We start from the raw sequence: 15118 nt of genomic DNA on the forward strand, positions 1-15118 counted from the left end.
CTTTAGTTACTCTTGGTTGTCGAGTGTCCAGCGCGCGAAATTCATCAGGGTCTCGCGATTGGCGGGGCTCAGCCTGGTATAGAGGTCGAACAATTCGACGGCCCCGAGCGGTGGCTCGGTCGCGCTGCGGCCCGTCAGCAGCCATTCCGGCGCGACCTGTAGTGTCCGCGACAGTTTCAGCAGATTGTCCACAGTCATTGACGTGTTCGCCTGCGTCATGAACCTTTGCAGGAAGTGCGAGCTCAGCCCCGACGACAGCGAAACCGATCGCCGGGTTAGGCCGAGGGCCTCCATACGTTGCTCTATGCGCGCGCGGATTTCGTCTTGCGTGGTCATGGGGGTAATTACCACCTCAGAACAAATAAGAAACGGTAAAATTAATTTCTTGACGGGTGGGAATTAAAATATCCATATGCCGTTCTATGACAAAACCGGCATCCGAGATCACCTTCAACCTGACTGACTTCAAGCAGCGCGCCGCGCGTGTTCGCGAGTCGCTCGGCGTCAGCGAGGCGACCCTGTCAAAGCAGCTGTTCAATGGGGACAGCAAGCCGTTGCCGAACATCATGGCGGGCGAGGTGCCAGACCTCGAGAAGACCTATCCGCGACTCGACACGCTGTTGCGCGCCGACCAGCGGCTCGCAGAACTCGAGGCGGATTGCTGGCGACGTGCCGGCGACGCGGCGGTCTCTGCGTAACTGACAAGCGACGGAACGAAAGGAAGCCAGGGACATGTCGTTTATATCTGTTTTGAAGGAATACCGGAAAGGCGCGCTACTCGCCGCGCTCGACGAGGAGTTGCTGATCGTCGCATCCGAGGTCGAGGAAAAGGGCAAATCGGGCAGCTTGACGCTGACCCTCTCGCTCAAGCCGAACGGCCAGGAAGCGGTGACGATGGCGGCGAAAGTCTCGTCGAAAATCCCGAAAGAGACGATCGGCGACGCCATCTATTTCGTGCAGGCCGGCAATCTCAGCCGGTCCCAGCCTGACCAGCTGGACATGCTCGAAGACGAGGTCGCAACCCAACGCAGCAAGAAAGAGGGGGCGTAAGCCATGCTGGACATAGAACAAATCATCGAGGCCCTGCGGGGTAACATTCATTTGCACGCGCGTGATGGCCGAGACCTGGTCGTCGCGCCGGAAGGCTACAAGGTCCATGAAATCCCGGTCGGTCGGGATGAATACCCGATGCCGACTATCATCGAGGCGTCCAGGCACTTCGATGATGGCGACAGCCTGACGGCGTATGCGAACCGGTTCACGGATCCGGACAAACTCCTATTGGCCGACCTGAATGACCTCCGCGTCACGATCTACATCGACTATCACGGCGATGACACGCCGCGGCGCGCAGACCATCGGGCGCGCTGGGAAATGCGCTGGTCCGAGGAATTTGCGGTCTGGAAGAAGCACGACGGGACACTGCAAGGGCAGGACGAGTTCGTCCGATTCCTCGAAGAATATGCCGGCGACATCATCAAGCCCGATGCGGCCGACATCCTGGAACTGTGCAAGGATTTCGAGGCGCAGAAGTCGGTCGAATTCACCTCGTCGGTTCGGCTCGACAATGGTGACCGCAAGCTGAACTATGTTTCGGAAACCGGGCACAAGTCGGGCATTGACGTCCCGACCGCGTTCGTCATCCGCGTGCCGATCTTCTATGGCGAGGAACCGCAGGACCTGACCTGCAAGTTCCGTTGGCGGATTCACGAGGGCACGTTGCGCCTCGGCTATGAACTGCACCGGGTTCAGCCCGTCATAGATGCGGCGTTCCGTCTGGCGGTTGTGCGCGTCGCCGAGGCGGCCGGCGTTCAGGCCCTTTACGGTCGCTAAGAACCACTTCGCAGGGCGGGCCAATGGCTCGCCCTGTTTTGCTTACAGACATCAGGGGACCCCATGCCAGCCAAGCTATCGAAACAATGGACCGCCGCCGAGCTCGCGATCGTCAGGCGCGACTGGCCGAAAGGAATCAGTGCCAGCAACATCGCCCGGCAATTGCCAGGCCGGTCCAAGAGCGCGGTTGTCGGCCTTGTGCATCGCGAGGGCATTGTCCGGACTGTCCCGCCGGCCCCGCGCACGAAAAGGGACAGGCCTGCGCCGCGCACCGGCCTGTCGCGGTCCCAGATCGCGACCGAGGGCAACCTGGCCAAGAAGATCATGCACCACAGGCAGCCGGCACCCGCCCCGCGCCCGGCCAAGCGTGAGAAACCGAAACCCTATACCGGCCCGACCGTGGCGTTCGATGACCTGACCCGCGACGGCTGTCGCTGGCCGGTGACGGATGACAAGCCCTATCGGTTCTGTTCCGGCAAGGCACAGCCAGGGAGCCCGTATTGCGCCGAGCATGCGCGTCGTTCGGTCCGGACAGGTGGCGGCGAATGAGCCGGTCGAAGCCAATGGAACGCGCATTCATGCCGCTCTATGTGGGCCGGTACCTGCGCAAGACGCGGCGCCTCGGTGTCGCAGAACATGGCGCCTACATGCTCATTCTGATGACCCTGTGGGAGGAAGGCGGCACGATTCCCGATGACGAAACCGAGCTCCGGCGCATCTGCAACAGCCCGCGAAACTGGTCGAAGATATGGGCGGCGATCAAGCCTTATTTCACGATCGAGGGCGGCTGTATCAGCCAGTCGACGCTGTCCGAATATCTCGCGGAATTTGAACGCCTGCGCGCATCTAAGGTTCGCGGCGGGAAACGCGCCGGGCAGATACACGCCAAAAAACAACAGAAAATCAAGGGCCGCAGCCGAGCTCAGCCCGAAGACAGCTCGAGCAGCAAAGCCATAGGCTTTGCCTCTCCCTCTATCGAGGGAGAGAGGCAAAGCCTTGATGCAGAGTCCGAAGACCTGTTCTACCGGGTGACCGGCGTCGTGCTTTCGAGGGGGTTCTGCACCGATGCGAACAGTATCGCGCAGGTCCGCGCGGCCCTGGTCTCATTCGACGGCACGGTGTTCGAGGTCAGCGAGGCCTGCGTCTCGGCGCGCGACTGGAACACGCTGAAAACCCATGTCGCGGGTCAGGGCTATGAATTGCGGCTCGCGGCGCAGCGCTCGTTTGATTTGAAACTGATCGAGGGGGGCAGGTCATGACCCTGACCGTGAAGGGTTTGCCGTCTCGCATGATCGGCCCGGATACCGAGGCCGAGCGGCTGGCGGACCGCCTGGAACTCAGCGCGCTGTATCGCCAAGCCTACCGGCACGGCCGGCCGTCGCTTTTCACCACGACGATCAGCAGCCTCCCGCGCCATGCCGCCAACATCACGCGGCAGATCGGGAATTCGACGGTCAAAACCGAGACCCATTACGAGTCGACGCCCGAGCGCGCGCTGCTGAAAGCGATCGGCGATGCCGAGGCCTGGGGCCTGCCTTTGCTGGACCAGGGGTGTTGAATGTGGTGCCACGTCCCCGAAACGGACTCTCCCTCTGCGCCGGCGGCGGAGGCCTGGATATGGGCCTCATGCTTGCCGAACCGGGATTCCACACCCGTTGTCATGTCGAATGGGAAGGATACCCCCGCGACACGCTCACAGCCGCGATGCGAGCCGGATACTTCCCTGACGCGCCTATATGGGACAACCTCAAGACTTTCGACGCCAGGCCCCTTGCCGGCGCGATCGACACTGTTCTCGCCGGATACCCTTGCCAGCCTTTCAGCCAGGCCGGACAGCGAAAAGGCAAGGATGACCCGCGCCACCTTTTCCCGCACGTCGCCCGTGTCATCACCGAACTCGGCCCAGCCGTCCGCTGGGTATTCCTCGAAAACGTCGAAGGACACTTCAGCCTGGGTGGTGAGACCGTGTTGCGAACCTTACGAAGCATGGGTTTCACGCCTGCGACTGGCCTATTCTCAGCGGCTGAAACTGGCGCGCCGCACGGCCGGAAACGCTGGTTCTGTGTGGCCTACCGCGCGGGCGTCGGAACAGGAGAATCGGACGTTGCGCAGCGCACCGAGTCACGGGAACGGGCACGGGAAATTGTTGGCGGGCGTGGCGGGCGACTTCGCGGCGAATTGGCCGACGCCAATGGCCGGGACACCGGCGCAGAACGGCAACAGCGCGGCGGGGAACTCGGATTTCAGCCGGAAGGCCAAGGAACTGGCGCGGGAAATGTGGACAGCCCCGCAAGCCCACGATGTGACAATGAGGGGATCGGGCCAGGTGCCGAACTCGAAGGCGGGGAATGCCTGCCTGGCGAGGGATGCGACCAACTGGCCGACGCCGTCAGCGGCGCAGGACACGAAGGGCGCGCAGGCGACAGCGGAAGCCGCGATCGAGCGCGAGGGACGCGGCAAGCAATTGAGCCTGTCCGATCGGTCCCTTATCTTTTCCCTCCCGGCCCCGCAGACCGCACCGCATGGGAATTTGTCACGGCATCAGCGGCGCATCGCATTCCGGCTTATTCAAGACGTGATCTTGTCGGCGCCGCGCTCCGTCTCGCGGCCCTGGTGCCCCCCGATGCGGCCCAAGCCATCGAACAGCGCGCGAGAGACATGGCGCCGGCAGGCATCCTGGACGCGATGGAGTCAGAAGCGCGCAAGGTTCTGGACGACTCCGAGACTGTCGCCGCTTTTCGTCGAATGGCTGATGGGCTGGCCAGCAGGCCACGCGCTTTGCGATTGCTCGGCAATGGAGTTTGCCCACTGGCGGCAGGATATGCGTGGCGCACTCTCAGCGCTGCCCACGGCCTCCGGCCCCTGGATATGGGAACCGCCAGCCGAGACGCTGCCACCAACACAACTCAGCCTGCTGTAAAGGAGCCTTCCGATGCCTGACGACGTGAACGTGTACGATACGAGTATTCCGGTCGAGAAGATCGCCGAACGGCTCGCCCTGACCGAGGCGGACATTCTCAGCCTGGCCTGCTGCGCGCCGAACGCACATATCGGCGGGACCCCGCCCGAGGGCCAGCGCTCGGCCTATATCAAAACCCGCCTGCATGCTGACAAGCTCGTCCTGCCGCAATGGTGTCGCGACAAGGACCGTGAAGAAACATTCTTCACATGGGTTCGCACCCAGCCCGGCGAGCGGTTGCTGGACTATTACCGCGCGAACGGGTTCGACGCGGCCGAGGCCCAGGCGCGGCTGCGCGAGGCCGGCGAATGAGTGCGTCATCGGCCAAGCGGGCGGCGACCGCTATCAACCGGGCGATCAGCGCGAACACGGCGGCGATGGATGTCGCGGTCATGCTTGGCGATGCCGATGCCGAGCGGCGCTGCGTCATCACGCTGCGCACCTTGCGCGACCGGTTGAAACAGATCGACCGGGTGCGCGATGGCGGCCAGCAGCTGGCGGTCCGAGTCGCACGGGAAGGGCGGTCGCGTGCCCTGACCCGCCCGCGTGACGATGCGCTCGCGGATCTTGCCGAATGCAGCCCGCCGGTCATCGATGCGGTTCAGCTGCGCGCGGCCCTGGTCCTGCGCGACCATATCGAGGCGCTCGGCGGCGGCGCGGTCCAGACGCAGGAACGGGTCGATGGGGGCAATATCACGAATGGCCAGATGGAAGGGCTCGTCGATCGGCGCAGGCCGGTCCGCTATGCGCTGAATGCGGCGATGGACGCGATCGAGGATGACCAGGTGCGCAGCGGCGCGATGATTGTGATCCTGTACGGCTACAGTCTCAGCGCGGCCTGCAATATCAGCGAGCTCGCCAAGGGCGGCGCAGCGGTCCGGCGGATCAAGACGGCGATATGTGACGCGCTCGACGCGGCGTCTGCGCATTTGGGGATCGCGGTTTAGGGGGCCGGTTGACATGGGGAACGGATTGGGTGCAAAAAAACTACCGTCGCGAGAGGTTCGCCGCTACGGGCTTTTGTCTCGCATCCTACCCCCTCACAATTTGCCCTGTCCGCGTGACCTGCTCGCGCAGGCCGCGAGTTCTGTCGAATCCTCGGCACGCCATGACGACCAGCTGAAACGCCTAGCGGCAGACCTGCTCGAACGGCGGGCAACGCAGGCGGCGGGCCAGACCCCGCTGATGCATGACATCGATGCGCTTGTCTCGCGCATACTGATTGACGCGCTGCGGCGCGAAAAGGTCCGGCACATTCGTGTCGAGACCCGTACCCACGTCGAGCCCGGACGCATCAGGGCCATCGCAATCCTGCATCATCGCGGTCGTGAAGAACGCCGCCACATCGAGGTAACCCTGACATGAACCCCGACCACCTGCCGCATGACGGCGAAGATCCAAACCCTGACATGGACGCAACGGAAGGCAGGCCTAACCTGCTTGCTCTTGGAGTTCCGACCGAGGAAGGCAAACCCCTGAAACGCCTGCATGACGCGCTGACGCAGTGTTCCAGTGACGAAATGCGGTTGCTCCAAGAGCATGAGTCAATCCTTTCCGAACGCGAAGAAAAGATCGAAATCGAGCTCAGCGAAAACCGCGAACGCCAGAGAGAAAACCGCGAACGCCAGGATGCCATCATCCGCGAGCGGGACGCCGCCCTCGCCGAGGTCCGCAAATACTATGCCCACCTGTACGATCCGAGCGGGTCTGACCCCGACGTCGCGAGCGCGGTTGCGGCGCTCGCGGACGATGTGCCGGAAGCCCGTGATGCATCGCGCGACGATGAGGGCCATGACGTGCCGACGCTCGACAAGATTTGCGGCGAGGTGAAGGCGGACTGTTACGGCAAGGGCCCCGCCACATTCATCGACACGCCGATTCCGGAAGATCCTGATGCGATCAAGGAAGACGGCGGTGGCGGCCAGACCGACGGTTCGCAATTCCAGGCGCTTTACGACCAGGCCGAACAGCCGGTCGATGCGGTCCGCACCATTGTCGGCTCTGCGTCTGACGTCAGTGACGAGGATCTCGCCGAGGCGCGTGTCCTGGACCAGCGCGAGGCCGAGCAAAAAAAAACGGAAGTCGAGCCCCTCGCGACCGAGTAACTCCGCGGCGCGCGCTGGCCTGCCTGTTCATCCTGTTCGGCATGGTGATTGCGGCGGCGGTGGCCAGCGCGGACCTGGACACGTCGATCGACCGGCCGCTCGGGCCGGGGGCGATCATGTCGGTGATTGTGCCGTTTGACGAATATGCCGGATGCGCGAGTCTCGCGCCCGGCCTGGCTGATGCGCTCGCCGAGACGACGCGTCGGCCTGTCCGCATTGACTGTTTCCGGCGGCCTCCTGATGACCATCTGCCGGAAAGCCTGAGCGGCGGGGTCGTTCCACGTCCCCACGATGTCCAGCCCCGCCGTTCGGGCAATTTTGCGAAGGAAGTGTGATTCATGGCTGACCGGAAAGTTTCAGAATTGACGGCGATCGCGGGCGCGGATGTCGCGGCCGATGACTCGTTCGCTATCGTCGACAAGTCCGCGAATGCCACAAAGAAGATCAACGCGAACGAGGCGTCCAAGCTGATGATGCTGCAGCGGCAGCAGGCTTTCATTGCTGGCATCACGGTGTCGGCCAGTTCTGGCACGCTGCCGACCGCTGACGGCACGATGACGATCGCGGACGCCGCCAGCCCGACCAATGCCGAATTGCTGGAATACTGCCGCGAGCTCGAAGCCAAGCTCGAGGCGCTGCTGACGGCGCTGATTACCACGCAGCTGCTCGCGGCAAGCTGATGGCTGCGGCGAAGGGTAACCAGTATTGGAAGGCCCGCTCGTCGCATGGCCGCAATCATGCCTACACGCCCGATCAGCTGTGGGACGAGGCCGAGAAATACTTCGAACGCCTGACCGACCAGAAGGCCGCCCGGCTTTACGACCCTGTCAACAAGACCCATTTCCTGCGCCCGCCCTCGGTGTTGTCGCTTTGCGTTCACCTCGGAATCGGCGAGGCGACCTGGTACCATTGGAAGACCAACGGCGACAAAGATTTGTTGGAGGTCATCAATTACATCGAGACGATCATGCGCGCGCAGCAGTTCGACGGCGCCGCGGTCGGTGTGTTCAAGGCGAATATCATTTCCCGAATGATCGGCCTGGCGGACAAGCACGAGGTGACAGGAAAGGACGGCCAGCCCCTCAACCCAGACCCGAAGGATGCAGACCCGGATGACGTCGCCCGCAGAGTTGCTTACGTCCTTGAGCGAGCTAGACGCACAGGAATTAGCAGCGCTGGCAATGTCGGATCCGGAAGCGATGGAGATGATCCTGTCGCTGACCGAGGGCCGGAAGTGGTTTCCGAACAAGGGTCCCCAGACTGAGGCCTATTTCACCGAGGCCGACGAACTGTTCTATGGTGGCGCGGCCGGCGGCGGCAAGACAGACCTGATGTGCGGCCTCGGGCTCGAGGAACATGTGAAAACCCTGATCCTGCGCCGCGAGGGCACAGACCTGCGCGGCATCGAGGGCCGGTTGACCTCGATCATGGGCGGCCAGGATGGCTACAACCAGCAGCGCAAGGAATGGCGGCTCGGCAATGGTCGCACGATCGAGCTCGGATCCTGCCAGCACGAAAAAGACAAGTACGGCTATCAGGGCCGCGACCATGACCTGAAACAGTTCGACGAGATTACGCAGTTCACCAAGTCGATGTATAATTACATCATTGGCTGGAACCGCTCGACGATACCGGGCCAGCGCTGCCGCATTGTCTGCGCCGGCAACCCGCCCAGCACGGTCGAGGGGGGCTGGGTCAAGCGCGAATGGGGTCCCTGGCTCGATAAGACGTTTCCGGCGGGGTATCGCTGCATAGATGCGGCGGGCAATGAGCTCACGCCGGCGCAGGCCGAGCCGGGCGAGTTGCGGTTCTACACGACCGACGAGGCCACGGGCGAGACGGTCTGGGTCGATCCGGACTGGCGCGGTGTGGATGCGGACGGCAACATCATCGAGCCGAAATCGCGCACGTTCATCCCGGCGCTGTTGTCGGACAATCCGTATCTGGGGTCGGACTATCGCGCGCGGGTCGCGGCGATGCCGGAACCCCTTCGCTCACAATTGCTATATGGCGACTTCAACGTCGCGGAAAAGGACCAGGTGAACCAGGTAATCCCGACCGCATGGCTACGCGCGGCACAGGACAGATGGGACGAGAACGGGCACCTGCGGCCGATGATTTCGGTCGGGGCGGACATTGCCCAGGGCGGCAACGACAAGACCTCGCTCGCCCCGCGTCATATCGGCGATCATGTCGGCAAGCTGACGACCGAGCCGGGCATCAGCACGCCCGACGGCCCGACGGCCTCGGCGCTGATTGTTGCCATGCTGCGCAACGGCGCGCAGGTGAACATCGACATGGGCGGCGGCTATGGCCAGTCGACGCATGACCATTTGAAACAGTCCGGCATTCCGGTGCTCGGCTATAACGGCGCCAATACCGCGACCCGCATGCCGCCGGTACCGACCGAGATCATCGACGACCCGAACCGTCAGGACCTGCCGCCGCCGGCCGGCGAGTCGGCGATCCTGAAATATGCGAACATGCGGGCGCAGGCTTATTGGGAATTCCGTTTGCGGCTCGACCCGGCGAACAATCCGACCCTGGCCCTGCCGCCTGACGAAGAACTGATTGCGGATCTTGCGGCGCCGGTCTGGAAACTGACCCCGCGCGGCATCCTGATCGAGCCGAAAGAGCATGTGAAGGAACGGCTCGGCCGGTCACCGGACAAGGGCGACGCGGTCATCATGGCGTTCGTCGAGCCGAAAGACGACATCGCGGCCGAGGCGCGTCACTTCCCGAGGGCGGTGCGCAACGCAGCCCGCCAGGCCGATAACAAACTGTTTGATCCGCTGAGTGATTGGTGATGGACCTGCACCCGCCGACCCTGGCAGCGGCGCGCTACATCATGGACAATGCCCGCGACCGTGACCGTCTCGAAGTGCGGGCCGTGGTCGGCATATGGGACGCGGCCGAGACGGCGCGCGGCATTGTCGGCGATTGGGTCGATCGCGGCGCCTGGGGCGGCGTGTTCTGCCTCGATGACACGCCTATCGCCATCCTGACGGCGGTGCGCGAGACCCCGAAAAGCCTGCAGGTCGGCCTGATTGCGACGGATCGGTTCAATGAAATCGCCCTGCCGGTGACCCGCTATGTCCGCCACTATGTCGGGCCTGAACTGCGCAAGGCCGACTACAAGCGCGCCGAGTGCCGCTGCTGGGAAGGACATGACGACGCGCGCCGCTGGCTGGCCATTTGCGGCGCGAAACAAGAGGCCGTGATTCCTGCATACGGGGCGCACGGCGAAACATTCATTCAGATGGCCTGGAGTTAGTCATGAACCCGTGCGCGATGCTTCCCCCCGGCTTTGTGGCGCTTGTTCTTACGCTCGGGTTCGCCGGCATCGTCGCCCTGATGGTCGCGATCGTGGCCATTCGTGACCGCTCCGACTTTGACCGCGAGAATCAGAAACTGCGCGCCGAGAATGACACGCTGCGCGCGCGTTGTTCCGGCATCGAAACGAAAGGCGCCTGACATGTGCAAGACTCCCAAGGCGCCGAAAGCGACGCCGAGCGTGATCGACACGAAACAGGCCGTCCAGGACGAGCAGAATCTGCGCCGGCGCCGTCGCGGGTTCCTGTCGACGTATCGTAACGGCGCGGGTGGCGACACATCCTCGGCCCCGGCAGCGGTTAAGGCGCTGACTGGCGAATGAGTGATGCCAAGACGGTCCTGACCAAGTTCGAGAACATGCGCGAAGACCGAGCCGGTCACGAACAGACCTGGCACCGCGTGGCCAGCCTGTTGCTGCCTCTGCGCAAGAATTTCAGCGGCCAGTCCGGCAGCAAGGGCGAGCGGCGTCATACCAAGATTTACGACTCGTCGGGCCTCGTCGCGGTGTCGAACTTCAAGGCTGGCCTGTATGGCACGGTCACGAACCCGGCGACGCAATGGTTCGAGATCGGGATCCTCGGCGCCGACGAAAACGAATATACGTTCGGCGCGGGCCGGAACTGGCTGGACGAGGTCACGCGCCGGCTGCGCATTTCGTTCTCGCCGGCCATGTCGGCCTTCTATGGCCAGGCGCCGGCGATCTATGCCGACATCGGTGTGCTCGGTAATGGCATCATGTTCAGCCGCGAACTGGTCGGGCAGCAGAAGTTCCAGGACAAGACCATCTCGCTCGAGGATGCGTATTTCAGCGAGAACGATGCGGGCGAGGTCGACGAGCTCTGCCGCCTGATGTGCCCGACGGCGAAACAGGCGATCGGCGAATTCGGGCGTGACGCGGTCTCGAGCAAGGTGACCGCGGCGGTCGACAAGAACAGTATGGAAAAGTTCGATTTCGTGCACTGGGTCGGGCCTAATCCCGACTATGTGCCGGGCGCGACGATCGGGGCGAAGTCGTTTGCCTTCCTGTCGCTCTATGTCGAGAAGGGCGAGAAGCGCGTCGTCAAACAGGAATTCTTCCATTCCTTCCCGTTCCAGGTCCCGCGCTGGGACGTGGCGAGCGGCGAGACCTATGGGCGCGGGATTGGCGAAATGGCCATTGCCGACGTGGCATCGGGCCAGGCCATGCGCCGCACGAACCTGACGGCCGGCGAGCGCGCCGCGAACCCGACCCTGCTGGCGACCGACGAGCAAAGCATGCGCCAGGCCGTGCGGGCGGTACCGGGCTCGACGATTTACGGCGGCATGGGACTCGATGGGAAACGCCGGGTCGAGGTCCTGTATGAAGGCAAGAACCTGTCGATCAGCCTCGAAATGGAAAACCAGATCAGGGACTCGGTGAAAGACGCGTTCCTGTTCTCGCTGATGCAGATTCAGGGCTCGGCGGACATGACGGCAACCGAGTTTCTCGGGCGGCAACAGGAACGCTGGCGCCTGCTTGGCCCGCACCTCGGCCGGATCGAAAGCGAATTCCTGACCCCGCTCATTCGCCGGCGGTTCATGCTGCTGATGAATGCCGACCAGATACCGCAGCCGCCGGAAGAAATCGCCGGCAGGCCGTTGCAGGTCCGCTATATCGGCCAGGCCGCCAAGCTGCAGCGCGTCGCCGAGGCCGAGTCGGCCATGATGACGGCGAACGGGCTGATGAGCGTGGCGCAGGCAAAGCCCGAAGTCATGGACCGGCTCGACCCGGACCGGTTCGCCGAGGCGCTCGACCGTGGCTATGGCTCGAACATCATATTCAGCCGCGAGGAAGCGGCCGTGATTGCCGAGGCGCGATCGCAACAACAGCAGCAACAAGCCATGCTCGAGGCCGCCCCGGACCTTGCGCGTGCCGGAAAGGATGCTGCCCAGGCGCAGCAGATCGCAAATGAAGCTCCCGCCCCGGCTTGAAGAATTCATCGGCTGGCTGCGCGCGGTCTGGCCCGGCAGCGAGTCGCGGCTGGTCCGGGCCTATCGCCAGGCATTCCTCGACCAGCCGGACGTCATCCGCGACCTGGCCGAGTTCACCAAAGTCAACGCGAACGTGTCGAGCGCCGAGCTCGAGCGTGTTGAAGGCCGCCGGGAAGTGTACCGGCACATCGTTTCGATGATGCGCATGGATCCGCGCGACGTCGAAGACATCATCGAAAGACTTGAAGGAGACTAGACCTTGTCGACAGAAACAGACACGAACCCTCCGGCTGGCGAAGCCGGGCAAGGGGGCGGTGCGGGCACTGGCTCAGCCGCTGCGGATGCCCTCGGCGGTGCCGGCGGCGGTTCTGGTACCCCCTGGTATGGCGAACTTGAAGACGAGGATCTCAAGGGCTGGGTCACCAACAAGAACTATGACAGCCCCGCGACGGCCCTGAAATCGGCCCGCGAGCTCGAGCGCCTGGTCGGCACCGAGCGGATCGCGCCGCCAAAGGAAGGCACCGAGCTCAAGGATTGGGACGGCTGGGACAAGGTCGGTGCGCCAAAGGAAGGCGAGGGCGCGAAATACGCCGAGTCGATCAAGCCTGACGATTACCAGCTGCCCGAGGGCATGGAATGGGACCAGGCCTTCATGGACAAGGCGTTCGAGATCGGCGCCGCGAACCGTATCCCGCCGGCGCAATTGAAGCCGCTGGCCGACATGTTCGTCGAACAGCAGGCCGCACAGTTCAAGGCAGCGGCCGAGGCTGACCGGGCCGATCGGGAAGAACTCGACGCGCTGAAAAACAATTGGGGCGCACGGGCCGAGCAGGAACTTACATTCGCCAAGCGGTTCGCGCAGGCCGTGTTCGGGACTGATGCGGACAAGATCATCGGCCTGCTCGCGCTCGAGGGCGGGTCGGCGACGATCGTCAAGAACTTCGCCGCGAGCGGCCGCAAGATGGGCGAGGGCGGGTTCTCGAACCTGTCCGGTACCGGCCTGATGACGGCCGAGTCGGCCCAGCGTGAAATCGCGGCGCTGAACGAGCGCGTCGGCAAGGGCGAGAAGCTGACCGATGCCGATACGAAACGGCGCAGCGAGCTCTATTCGATCGCCTATCCGGGTAAATCGGAATGAGCCCGGAAGAGATTCGCCTCGAATGCCTGAAAGTGGCGATCGGGCAGAACATTGCGCCGAGCGCGGTCGTCGAAAAGGCGATCGAGCTCGAGCATTACATCAACACCGGACAAGCTGGCGGACCGCCGGCCCCGGATGACAGTTCGGAAAGACGAACCGCCAAGCCGGCGAAAAAGGCAAGCACGGCTCCGGCGCGGTCCGGGGAAGCCAGCGGACAATCAGCCAAAGGAAAGAAACCAGGTCCGAAACCGCCCGCCAGTGAAAGCTGACCGGCGGTAGAAGCCGCAAATGTGAAAGGGCCGTCGGATGACTGCTCAAATTGAAGAAAGCTGGCGCCACGAATACACGGACAATGTCCGGCTGGCGCTGCAGCAGAAAACGTCGAAACTGCGTTCCAAGGTCCGCACCTATTCGCCGACCGGCAGCGAGGGCTATCGCCCCGAGCTCGTCGTCGGCAAGGCGCACGCGCAGAAGCGCAACACGCGCTATGAGAGCAAGACCGCGCAAGAGCTCGACATCGACGGGCGCTGGAACGAGCCGCAGGACTATGACATCGGCCCGTTCTATGAAGACAGCCTCGACAAGGTCCGCAACGGCATCGGCCTGTCGGGCAAGTATACCGAGGCGGCCCGTGCCGGTGTTCACCGCGAGGAAGACGACATCATCCTCGAAGCCATGTTCGCGACGGCCAAGGTCGGCAAGAACGGATCCGGCACGCCGGTCGCGTTCGACTCGTCGAACATGCGTGTCGCGGCTGACAGTTCCGGCCTGACCGTGGCCAAGCTGACCGCGGCCCGCGCGAAGCTGATGAAATACGAGGTCGACCTGGACGAGGAAAAGCCGATCGTGGCCTGTACCGAGATCCAGTGGCAGAACCTGCTCGCGGACATCACGGTCGTGTCGGGGGATTTCAACAAGTCCCAGCCGCTGCCGAAAGGCGTCGTCGAGGAATATGTCGGCTTCGAGTTCGTGTTCTTCAGCTCGAACCGCCTGACCTCGCTGGTCGGGTCTGACCGCCGCTGCCCGTTCTGGGTGCCATCGGGCATCGAGCTCGGGACCTGGATGGAACCGAGCATGGACATGCGCATCGCCAAGGAACTCCGGGGCAACCCGGTCGAGGTCTATGGCATGTTCACGCAAGGTGCGACGCGCCTCGACGAGAAGAAAGTCGGCGACATCATCTGCGTCGAATCGTAATCGCGCGGGCCGGGTAACCGGCCCGTTCTCCTATTTCTCAATCAAAGGAGCCATGACATGGCGACGAAATCGAGCACGGCCGCGATCACGAATCACGATGCCGGAATCCCTAATCAGGATGCCATCCTGACAAAGGCGAAAGTGGTGGCCATCCCGTTCACCATTGAAAAAGAGGCAGGCAATACTGACGGCGATCAGATCCAGTTTGCACGCGTGCACTCTGACTGGTGCCTGACCAGCCTGAAATTCAACAATGACGCGCTGTCTGGCGCGACTGACGTCAATGTCGGCCTGTGGACCGATGAGGCGCCCGACGATGCCTCCGAGGTTGACGAGAACTGCTATTGCGATGCCATCTCGTTCGGCTCTGCGCTGGCCTTTGCCGAGCAGGCCTTCGAGGGCCGTGACCTGGCGGCGATGGGTCAGAAGGTCTGGGAAGATGCCGGCCTGTCGGCCCGTCCCGAGGGCGGGGCCTGGTACCGCATGGCGCTGAACCTGGTCACCGGTGGCACCGCTGCCGGCACGATCAGCGGCATCGCCGAGTTCGCGCTGCCTAGCTAACTAGACCTAGCTAGGCGCCGGCCGGGTCGGCGGGTGGGATTT

25 protein-coding genes are annotated in these 15118 nt (G+C 63.3%); 24 read left to right on the forward strand and 1 reads right to left on the reverse strand.

Features of this window, described 5'->3' with window-relative positions:
* Positions 1-6 precede the first annotated feature (6 nt).
* Positions 7-336, reverse strand: coding sequence for a hypothetical protein (locus B2P82_RS00920; RefSeq protein ID WP_290494468.1), 330 nt, complete (start codon positions 334-336; stop codon positions 7-9).
* A gap of 86 nt (positions 337-422) precedes the next feature.
* On the opposite strand from B2P82_RS00920, the gene B2P82_RS00925 reads away from it, so the two are divergent.
* From B2P82_RS00925 to B2P82_RS01040, 24 genes are all read left to right on the forward strand, one after another.
* Complete coding sequence (locus B2P82_RS00925) at positions 423-698, forward strand: hypothetical protein (RefSeq protein ID WP_290494470.1); 276 nt, start codon at positions 423-425, stop codon at positions 696-698.
* A gap of 34 nt (positions 699-732) precedes the next feature.
* Positions 733-1050: a YfdP family phage-associated protein gene (locus B2P82_RS00930; RefSeq protein ID WP_290494472.1), complete on the forward strand. Its 318-nt coding sequence runs from the start codon at positions 733-735 to the stop codon at positions 1048-1050.
* A 3-nt stretch (positions 1051-1053) separates the two neighbouring features.
* Complete coding sequence (locus tag B2P82_RS00935; protein WP_290494474.1) at positions 1054-1833, forward strand: DUF2303 family protein; 780 nt, start codon at positions 1054-1056, stop codon at positions 1831-1833.
* A 63-nt stretch (positions 1834-1896) separates the two neighbouring features.
* Complete coding sequence (locus B2P82_RS00940; RefSeq protein ID WP_290494476.1) at positions 1897-2382, forward strand: GcrA family cell cycle regulator; 486 nt, start codon at positions 1897-1899, stop codon at positions 2380-2382.
* A gap of 29 nt (positions 2383-2411) precedes the next feature.
* Complete coding sequence (locus tag B2P82_RS00945) at positions 2412-3092, forward strand: DUF1376 domain-containing protein (RefSeq protein ID WP_290494750.1); 681 nt, start codon at positions 2412-2414, stop codon at positions 3090-3092.
* Positions 3089-3391 carry a hypothetical protein gene (locus tag B2P82_RS00950; RefSeq protein WP_290494478.1) on the forward strand — a complete coding sequence of 101 codons (303 nt, stop codon included), beginning with the start codon at positions 3089-3091 and terminating at the stop codon, positions 3389-3391. Before B2P82_RS00945 ends, B2P82_RS00950 begins: the two co-directional genes overlap by 4 nt.
* 5 nt (positions 3392-3396) lie before the next feature.
* On the forward strand, positions 3397-4773 hold the full coding sequence (locus B2P82_RS00955; RefSeq protein ID WP_290494479.1) for a DNA cytosine methyltransferase: 1377 nt from the start codon (positions 3397-3399) through the stop codon (positions 4771-4773).
* Positions 4766-5104: a hypothetical protein gene (locus B2P82_RS00960; RefSeq protein ID WP_290494481.1), complete on the forward strand. Its 339-nt coding sequence runs from the start codon at positions 4766-4768 to the stop codon at positions 5102-5104. Before B2P82_RS00955 ends, B2P82_RS00960 begins: the two co-directional genes overlap by 8 nt.
* A complete protein-coding gene (locus B2P82_RS00965; protein WP_290494483.1) occupies positions 5101-5739 on the forward strand; it encodes a hypothetical protein in 639 nt (212 codons plus the stop codon). The genes B2P82_RS00960 and B2P82_RS00965 overlap by 4 nt, the downstream gene beginning before the upstream one ends.
* A 25-nt stretch (positions 5740-5764) precedes the next feature.
* Positions 5765-6157, forward strand: a complete 393-nt coding sequence (locus tag B2P82_RS00970; protein ID WP_290494485.1) for a hypothetical protein — start codon at positions 5765-5767, stop codon at positions 6155-6157.
* Complete coding sequence (locus B2P82_RS00975; protein WP_290494487.1) at positions 6154-6897, forward strand: hypothetical protein; 744 nt, start codon at positions 6154-6156, stop codon at positions 6895-6897. Before B2P82_RS00970 ends, B2P82_RS00975 begins: the two co-directional genes overlap by 4 nt.
* Before the next feature lie 59 nt (positions 6898-6956).
* Positions 6957-7232 carry a hypothetical protein gene (locus tag B2P82_RS00980; protein WP_290494489.1) on the forward strand — a complete coding sequence of 92 codons (276 nt, stop codon included), beginning with the start codon at positions 6957-6959 and terminating at the stop codon, positions 7230-7232.
* A 3-nt stretch (positions 7233-7235) separates the two neighbouring features.
* On the forward strand, positions 7236-7577 hold the full coding sequence (locus B2P82_RS00985; protein WP_290494491.1) for a hypothetical protein: 342 nt from the start codon (positions 7236-7238) through the stop codon (positions 7575-7577).
* Entirely contained in the window at positions 7577-8161 is a 585-nt protein-coding gene (locus tag B2P82_RS00990) for a terminase small subunit (RefSeq protein WP_290494493.1), read from the forward strand. The genes B2P82_RS00985 and B2P82_RS00990 overlap by 1 nt, the downstream gene beginning before the upstream one ends.
* Complete coding sequence (locus B2P82_RS00995; RefSeq protein ID WP_290494495.1) at positions 8079-9704, forward strand: hypothetical protein; 1626 nt, start codon at positions 8079-8081, stop codon at positions 9702-9704. Before B2P82_RS00990 ends, B2P82_RS00995 begins: the two co-directional genes overlap by 83 nt.
* On the forward strand, positions 9704-10171 hold the full coding sequence (locus B2P82_RS01000) for a hypothetical protein (protein WP_290494497.1): 468 nt from the start codon (positions 9704-9706) through the stop codon (positions 10169-10171). Before B2P82_RS00995 ends, B2P82_RS01000 begins: the two co-directional genes overlap by 1 nt.
* Before the next feature lie 2 nt (positions 10172-10173).
* Complete coding sequence (locus B2P82_RS01005) at positions 10174-10371, forward strand: hypothetical protein (RefSeq protein WP_290494498.1); 198 nt, start codon at positions 10174-10176, stop codon at positions 10369-10371.
* Position 10372: 1 nt separating this feature from the next.
* Positions 10373-10552, forward strand: a complete 180-nt coding sequence (locus B2P82_RS01010; RefSeq protein WP_290494499.1) for a hypothetical protein — start codon at positions 10373-10375, stop codon at positions 10550-10552.
* The gene (locus tag B2P82_RS01015; RefSeq protein WP_290494501.1) at positions 10549-12180 is read left to right on the forward strand and encodes a portal protein; all 1632 of its coding nucleotides are present in this window, start codon (positions 10549-10551) and stop codon (positions 12178-12180) included. The genes B2P82_RS01010 and B2P82_RS01015 overlap by 4 nt, the downstream gene beginning before the upstream one ends.
* On the forward strand, positions 12158-12436 hold the full coding sequence (locus B2P82_RS01020; protein WP_290494503.1) for a hypothetical protein: 279 nt from the start codon (positions 12158-12160) through the stop codon (positions 12434-12436). Before B2P82_RS01015 ends, B2P82_RS01020 begins: the two co-directional genes overlap by 23 nt.
* 3 nt (positions 12437-12439) lie before the next feature.
* A complete protein-coding gene (locus B2P82_RS01025; RefSeq protein WP_290494505.1) occupies positions 12440-13318 on the forward strand; it encodes a hypothetical protein in 879 nt (292 codons plus the stop codon).
* On the forward strand, positions 13315-13587 hold the full coding sequence (locus tag B2P82_RS01030; RefSeq protein ID WP_290494506.1) for a hypothetical protein: 273 nt from the start codon (positions 13315-13317) through the stop codon (positions 13585-13587). Before B2P82_RS01025 ends, B2P82_RS01030 begins: the two co-directional genes overlap by 4 nt.
* A gap of 37 nt (positions 13588-13624) precedes the next feature.
* On the forward strand, positions 13625-14515 hold the full coding sequence (locus tag B2P82_RS01035; RefSeq protein WP_290494508.1) for a phage capsid protein: 891 nt from the start codon (positions 13625-13627) through the stop codon (positions 14513-14515).
* Positions 14516-14572: 57 nt separating this feature from the next.
* Positions 14573-15076 carry a hypothetical protein gene (locus tag B2P82_RS01040; RefSeq protein ID WP_290494509.1) on the forward strand — a complete coding sequence of 168 codons (504 nt, stop codon included), beginning with the start codon at positions 14573-14575 and terminating at the stop codon, positions 15074-15076.
* Positions 15077-15118: the final 42 nt, after the last annotated feature.

Origin of the sequence: Hyphomonas sp. UBA4494 (assembly GCF_002388935.1) — a bacterium.
In the GTDB taxonomy this organism is placed as follows: domain Bacteria; phylum Pseudomonadota; class Alphaproteobacteria; order Caulobacterales; family Hyphomonadaceae; genus Hyphomonas.

Coding starts and splice junctions, on each gene's coding strand:
- B2P82_RS00920 (WP_290494468.1), bottom strand. CDS start 336: ATGACCACGCAAGACGAAATCCGCGCGCGCATAGAGCAACGTATGGAG.
- B2P82_RS00925 (WP_290494470.1), top strand. CDS start 423: ATGACAAAACCGGCATCCGAGATCACCTTCAACCTGACTGACTTCAAG.
- B2P82_RS00930 (WP_290494472.1), top strand. CDS start 733: ATGTCGTTTATATCTGTTTTGAAGGAATACCGGAAAGGCGCGCTACTC.
- B2P82_RS00935 (WP_290494474.1), top strand. CDS start 1,054: ATGCTGGACATAGAACAAATCATCGAGGCCCTGCGGGGTAACATTCAT.
- B2P82_RS00940 (WP_290494476.1), top strand. CDS start 1,897: ATGCCAGCCAAGCTATCGAAACAATGGACCGCCGCCGAGCTCGCGATC.
- B2P82_RS00945 (WP_290494750.1), top strand. CDS start 2,412: ATGCCGCTCTATGTGGGCCGGTACCTGCGCAAGACGCGGCGCCTCGGT.
- B2P82_RS00950 (WP_290494478.1), top strand. CDS start 3,089: ATGACCCTGACCGTGAAGGGTTTGCCGTCTCGCATGATCGGCCCGGAT.
- B2P82_RS00960 (WP_290494481.1), top strand. CDS start 4,766: ATGCCTGACGACGTGAACGTGTACGATACGAGTATTCCGGTCGAGAAG.
- B2P82_RS00965 (WP_290494483.1), top strand. CDS start 5,101: ATGAGTGCGTCATCGGCCAAGCGGGCGGCGACCGCTATCAACCGGGCG.
- B2P82_RS00975 (WP_290494487.1), top strand. CDS start 6,154: ATGAACCCCGACCACCTGCCGCATGACGGCGAAGATCCAAACCCTGAC.
- B2P82_RS00985 (WP_290494491.1), top strand. CDS start 7,236: ATGGCTGACCGGAAAGTTTCAGAATTGACGGCGATCGCGGGCGCGGAT.
- B2P82_RS00990 (WP_290494493.1), top strand. CDS start 7,577: ATGGCTGCGGCGAAGGGTAACCAGTATTGGAAGGCCCGCTCGTCGCAT.
- B2P82_RS00995 (WP_290494495.1), top strand. CDS start 8,079: ATGTCGGATCCGGAAGCGATGGAGATGATCCTGTCGCTGACCGAGGGC.
- B2P82_RS01000 (WP_290494497.1), top strand. CDS start 9,704: ATGGACCTGCACCCGCCGACCCTGGCAGCGGCGCGCTACATCATGGAC.
- B2P82_RS01005 (WP_290494498.1), top strand. CDS start 10,174: ATGAACCCGTGCGCGATGCTTCCCCCCGGCTTTGTGGCGCTTGTTCTT.
- B2P82_RS01010 (WP_290494499.1), top strand. CDS start 10,373: ATGTGCAAGACTCCCAAGGCGCCGAAAGCGACGCCGAGCGTGATCGAC.
- B2P82_RS01015 (WP_290494501.1), top strand. CDS start 10,549: ATGAGTGATGCCAAGACGGTCCTGACCAAGTTCGAGAACATGCGCGAA.
- B2P82_RS01020 (WP_290494503.1), top strand. CDS start 12,158: ATGAAGCTCCCGCCCCGGCTTGAAGAATTCATCGGCTGGCTGCGCGCG.
- B2P82_RS01030 (WP_290494506.1), top strand. CDS start 13,315: ATGAGCCCGGAAGAGATTCGCCTCGAATGCCTGAAAGTGGCGATCGGG.
- B2P82_RS01035 (WP_290494508.1), top strand. CDS start 13,625: ATGACTGCTCAAATTGAAGAAAGCTGGCGCCACGAATACACGGACAAT.
- B2P82_RS01040 (WP_290494509.1), top strand. CDS start 14,573: ATGGCGACGAAATCGAGCACGGCCGCGATCACGAATCACGATGCCGGA.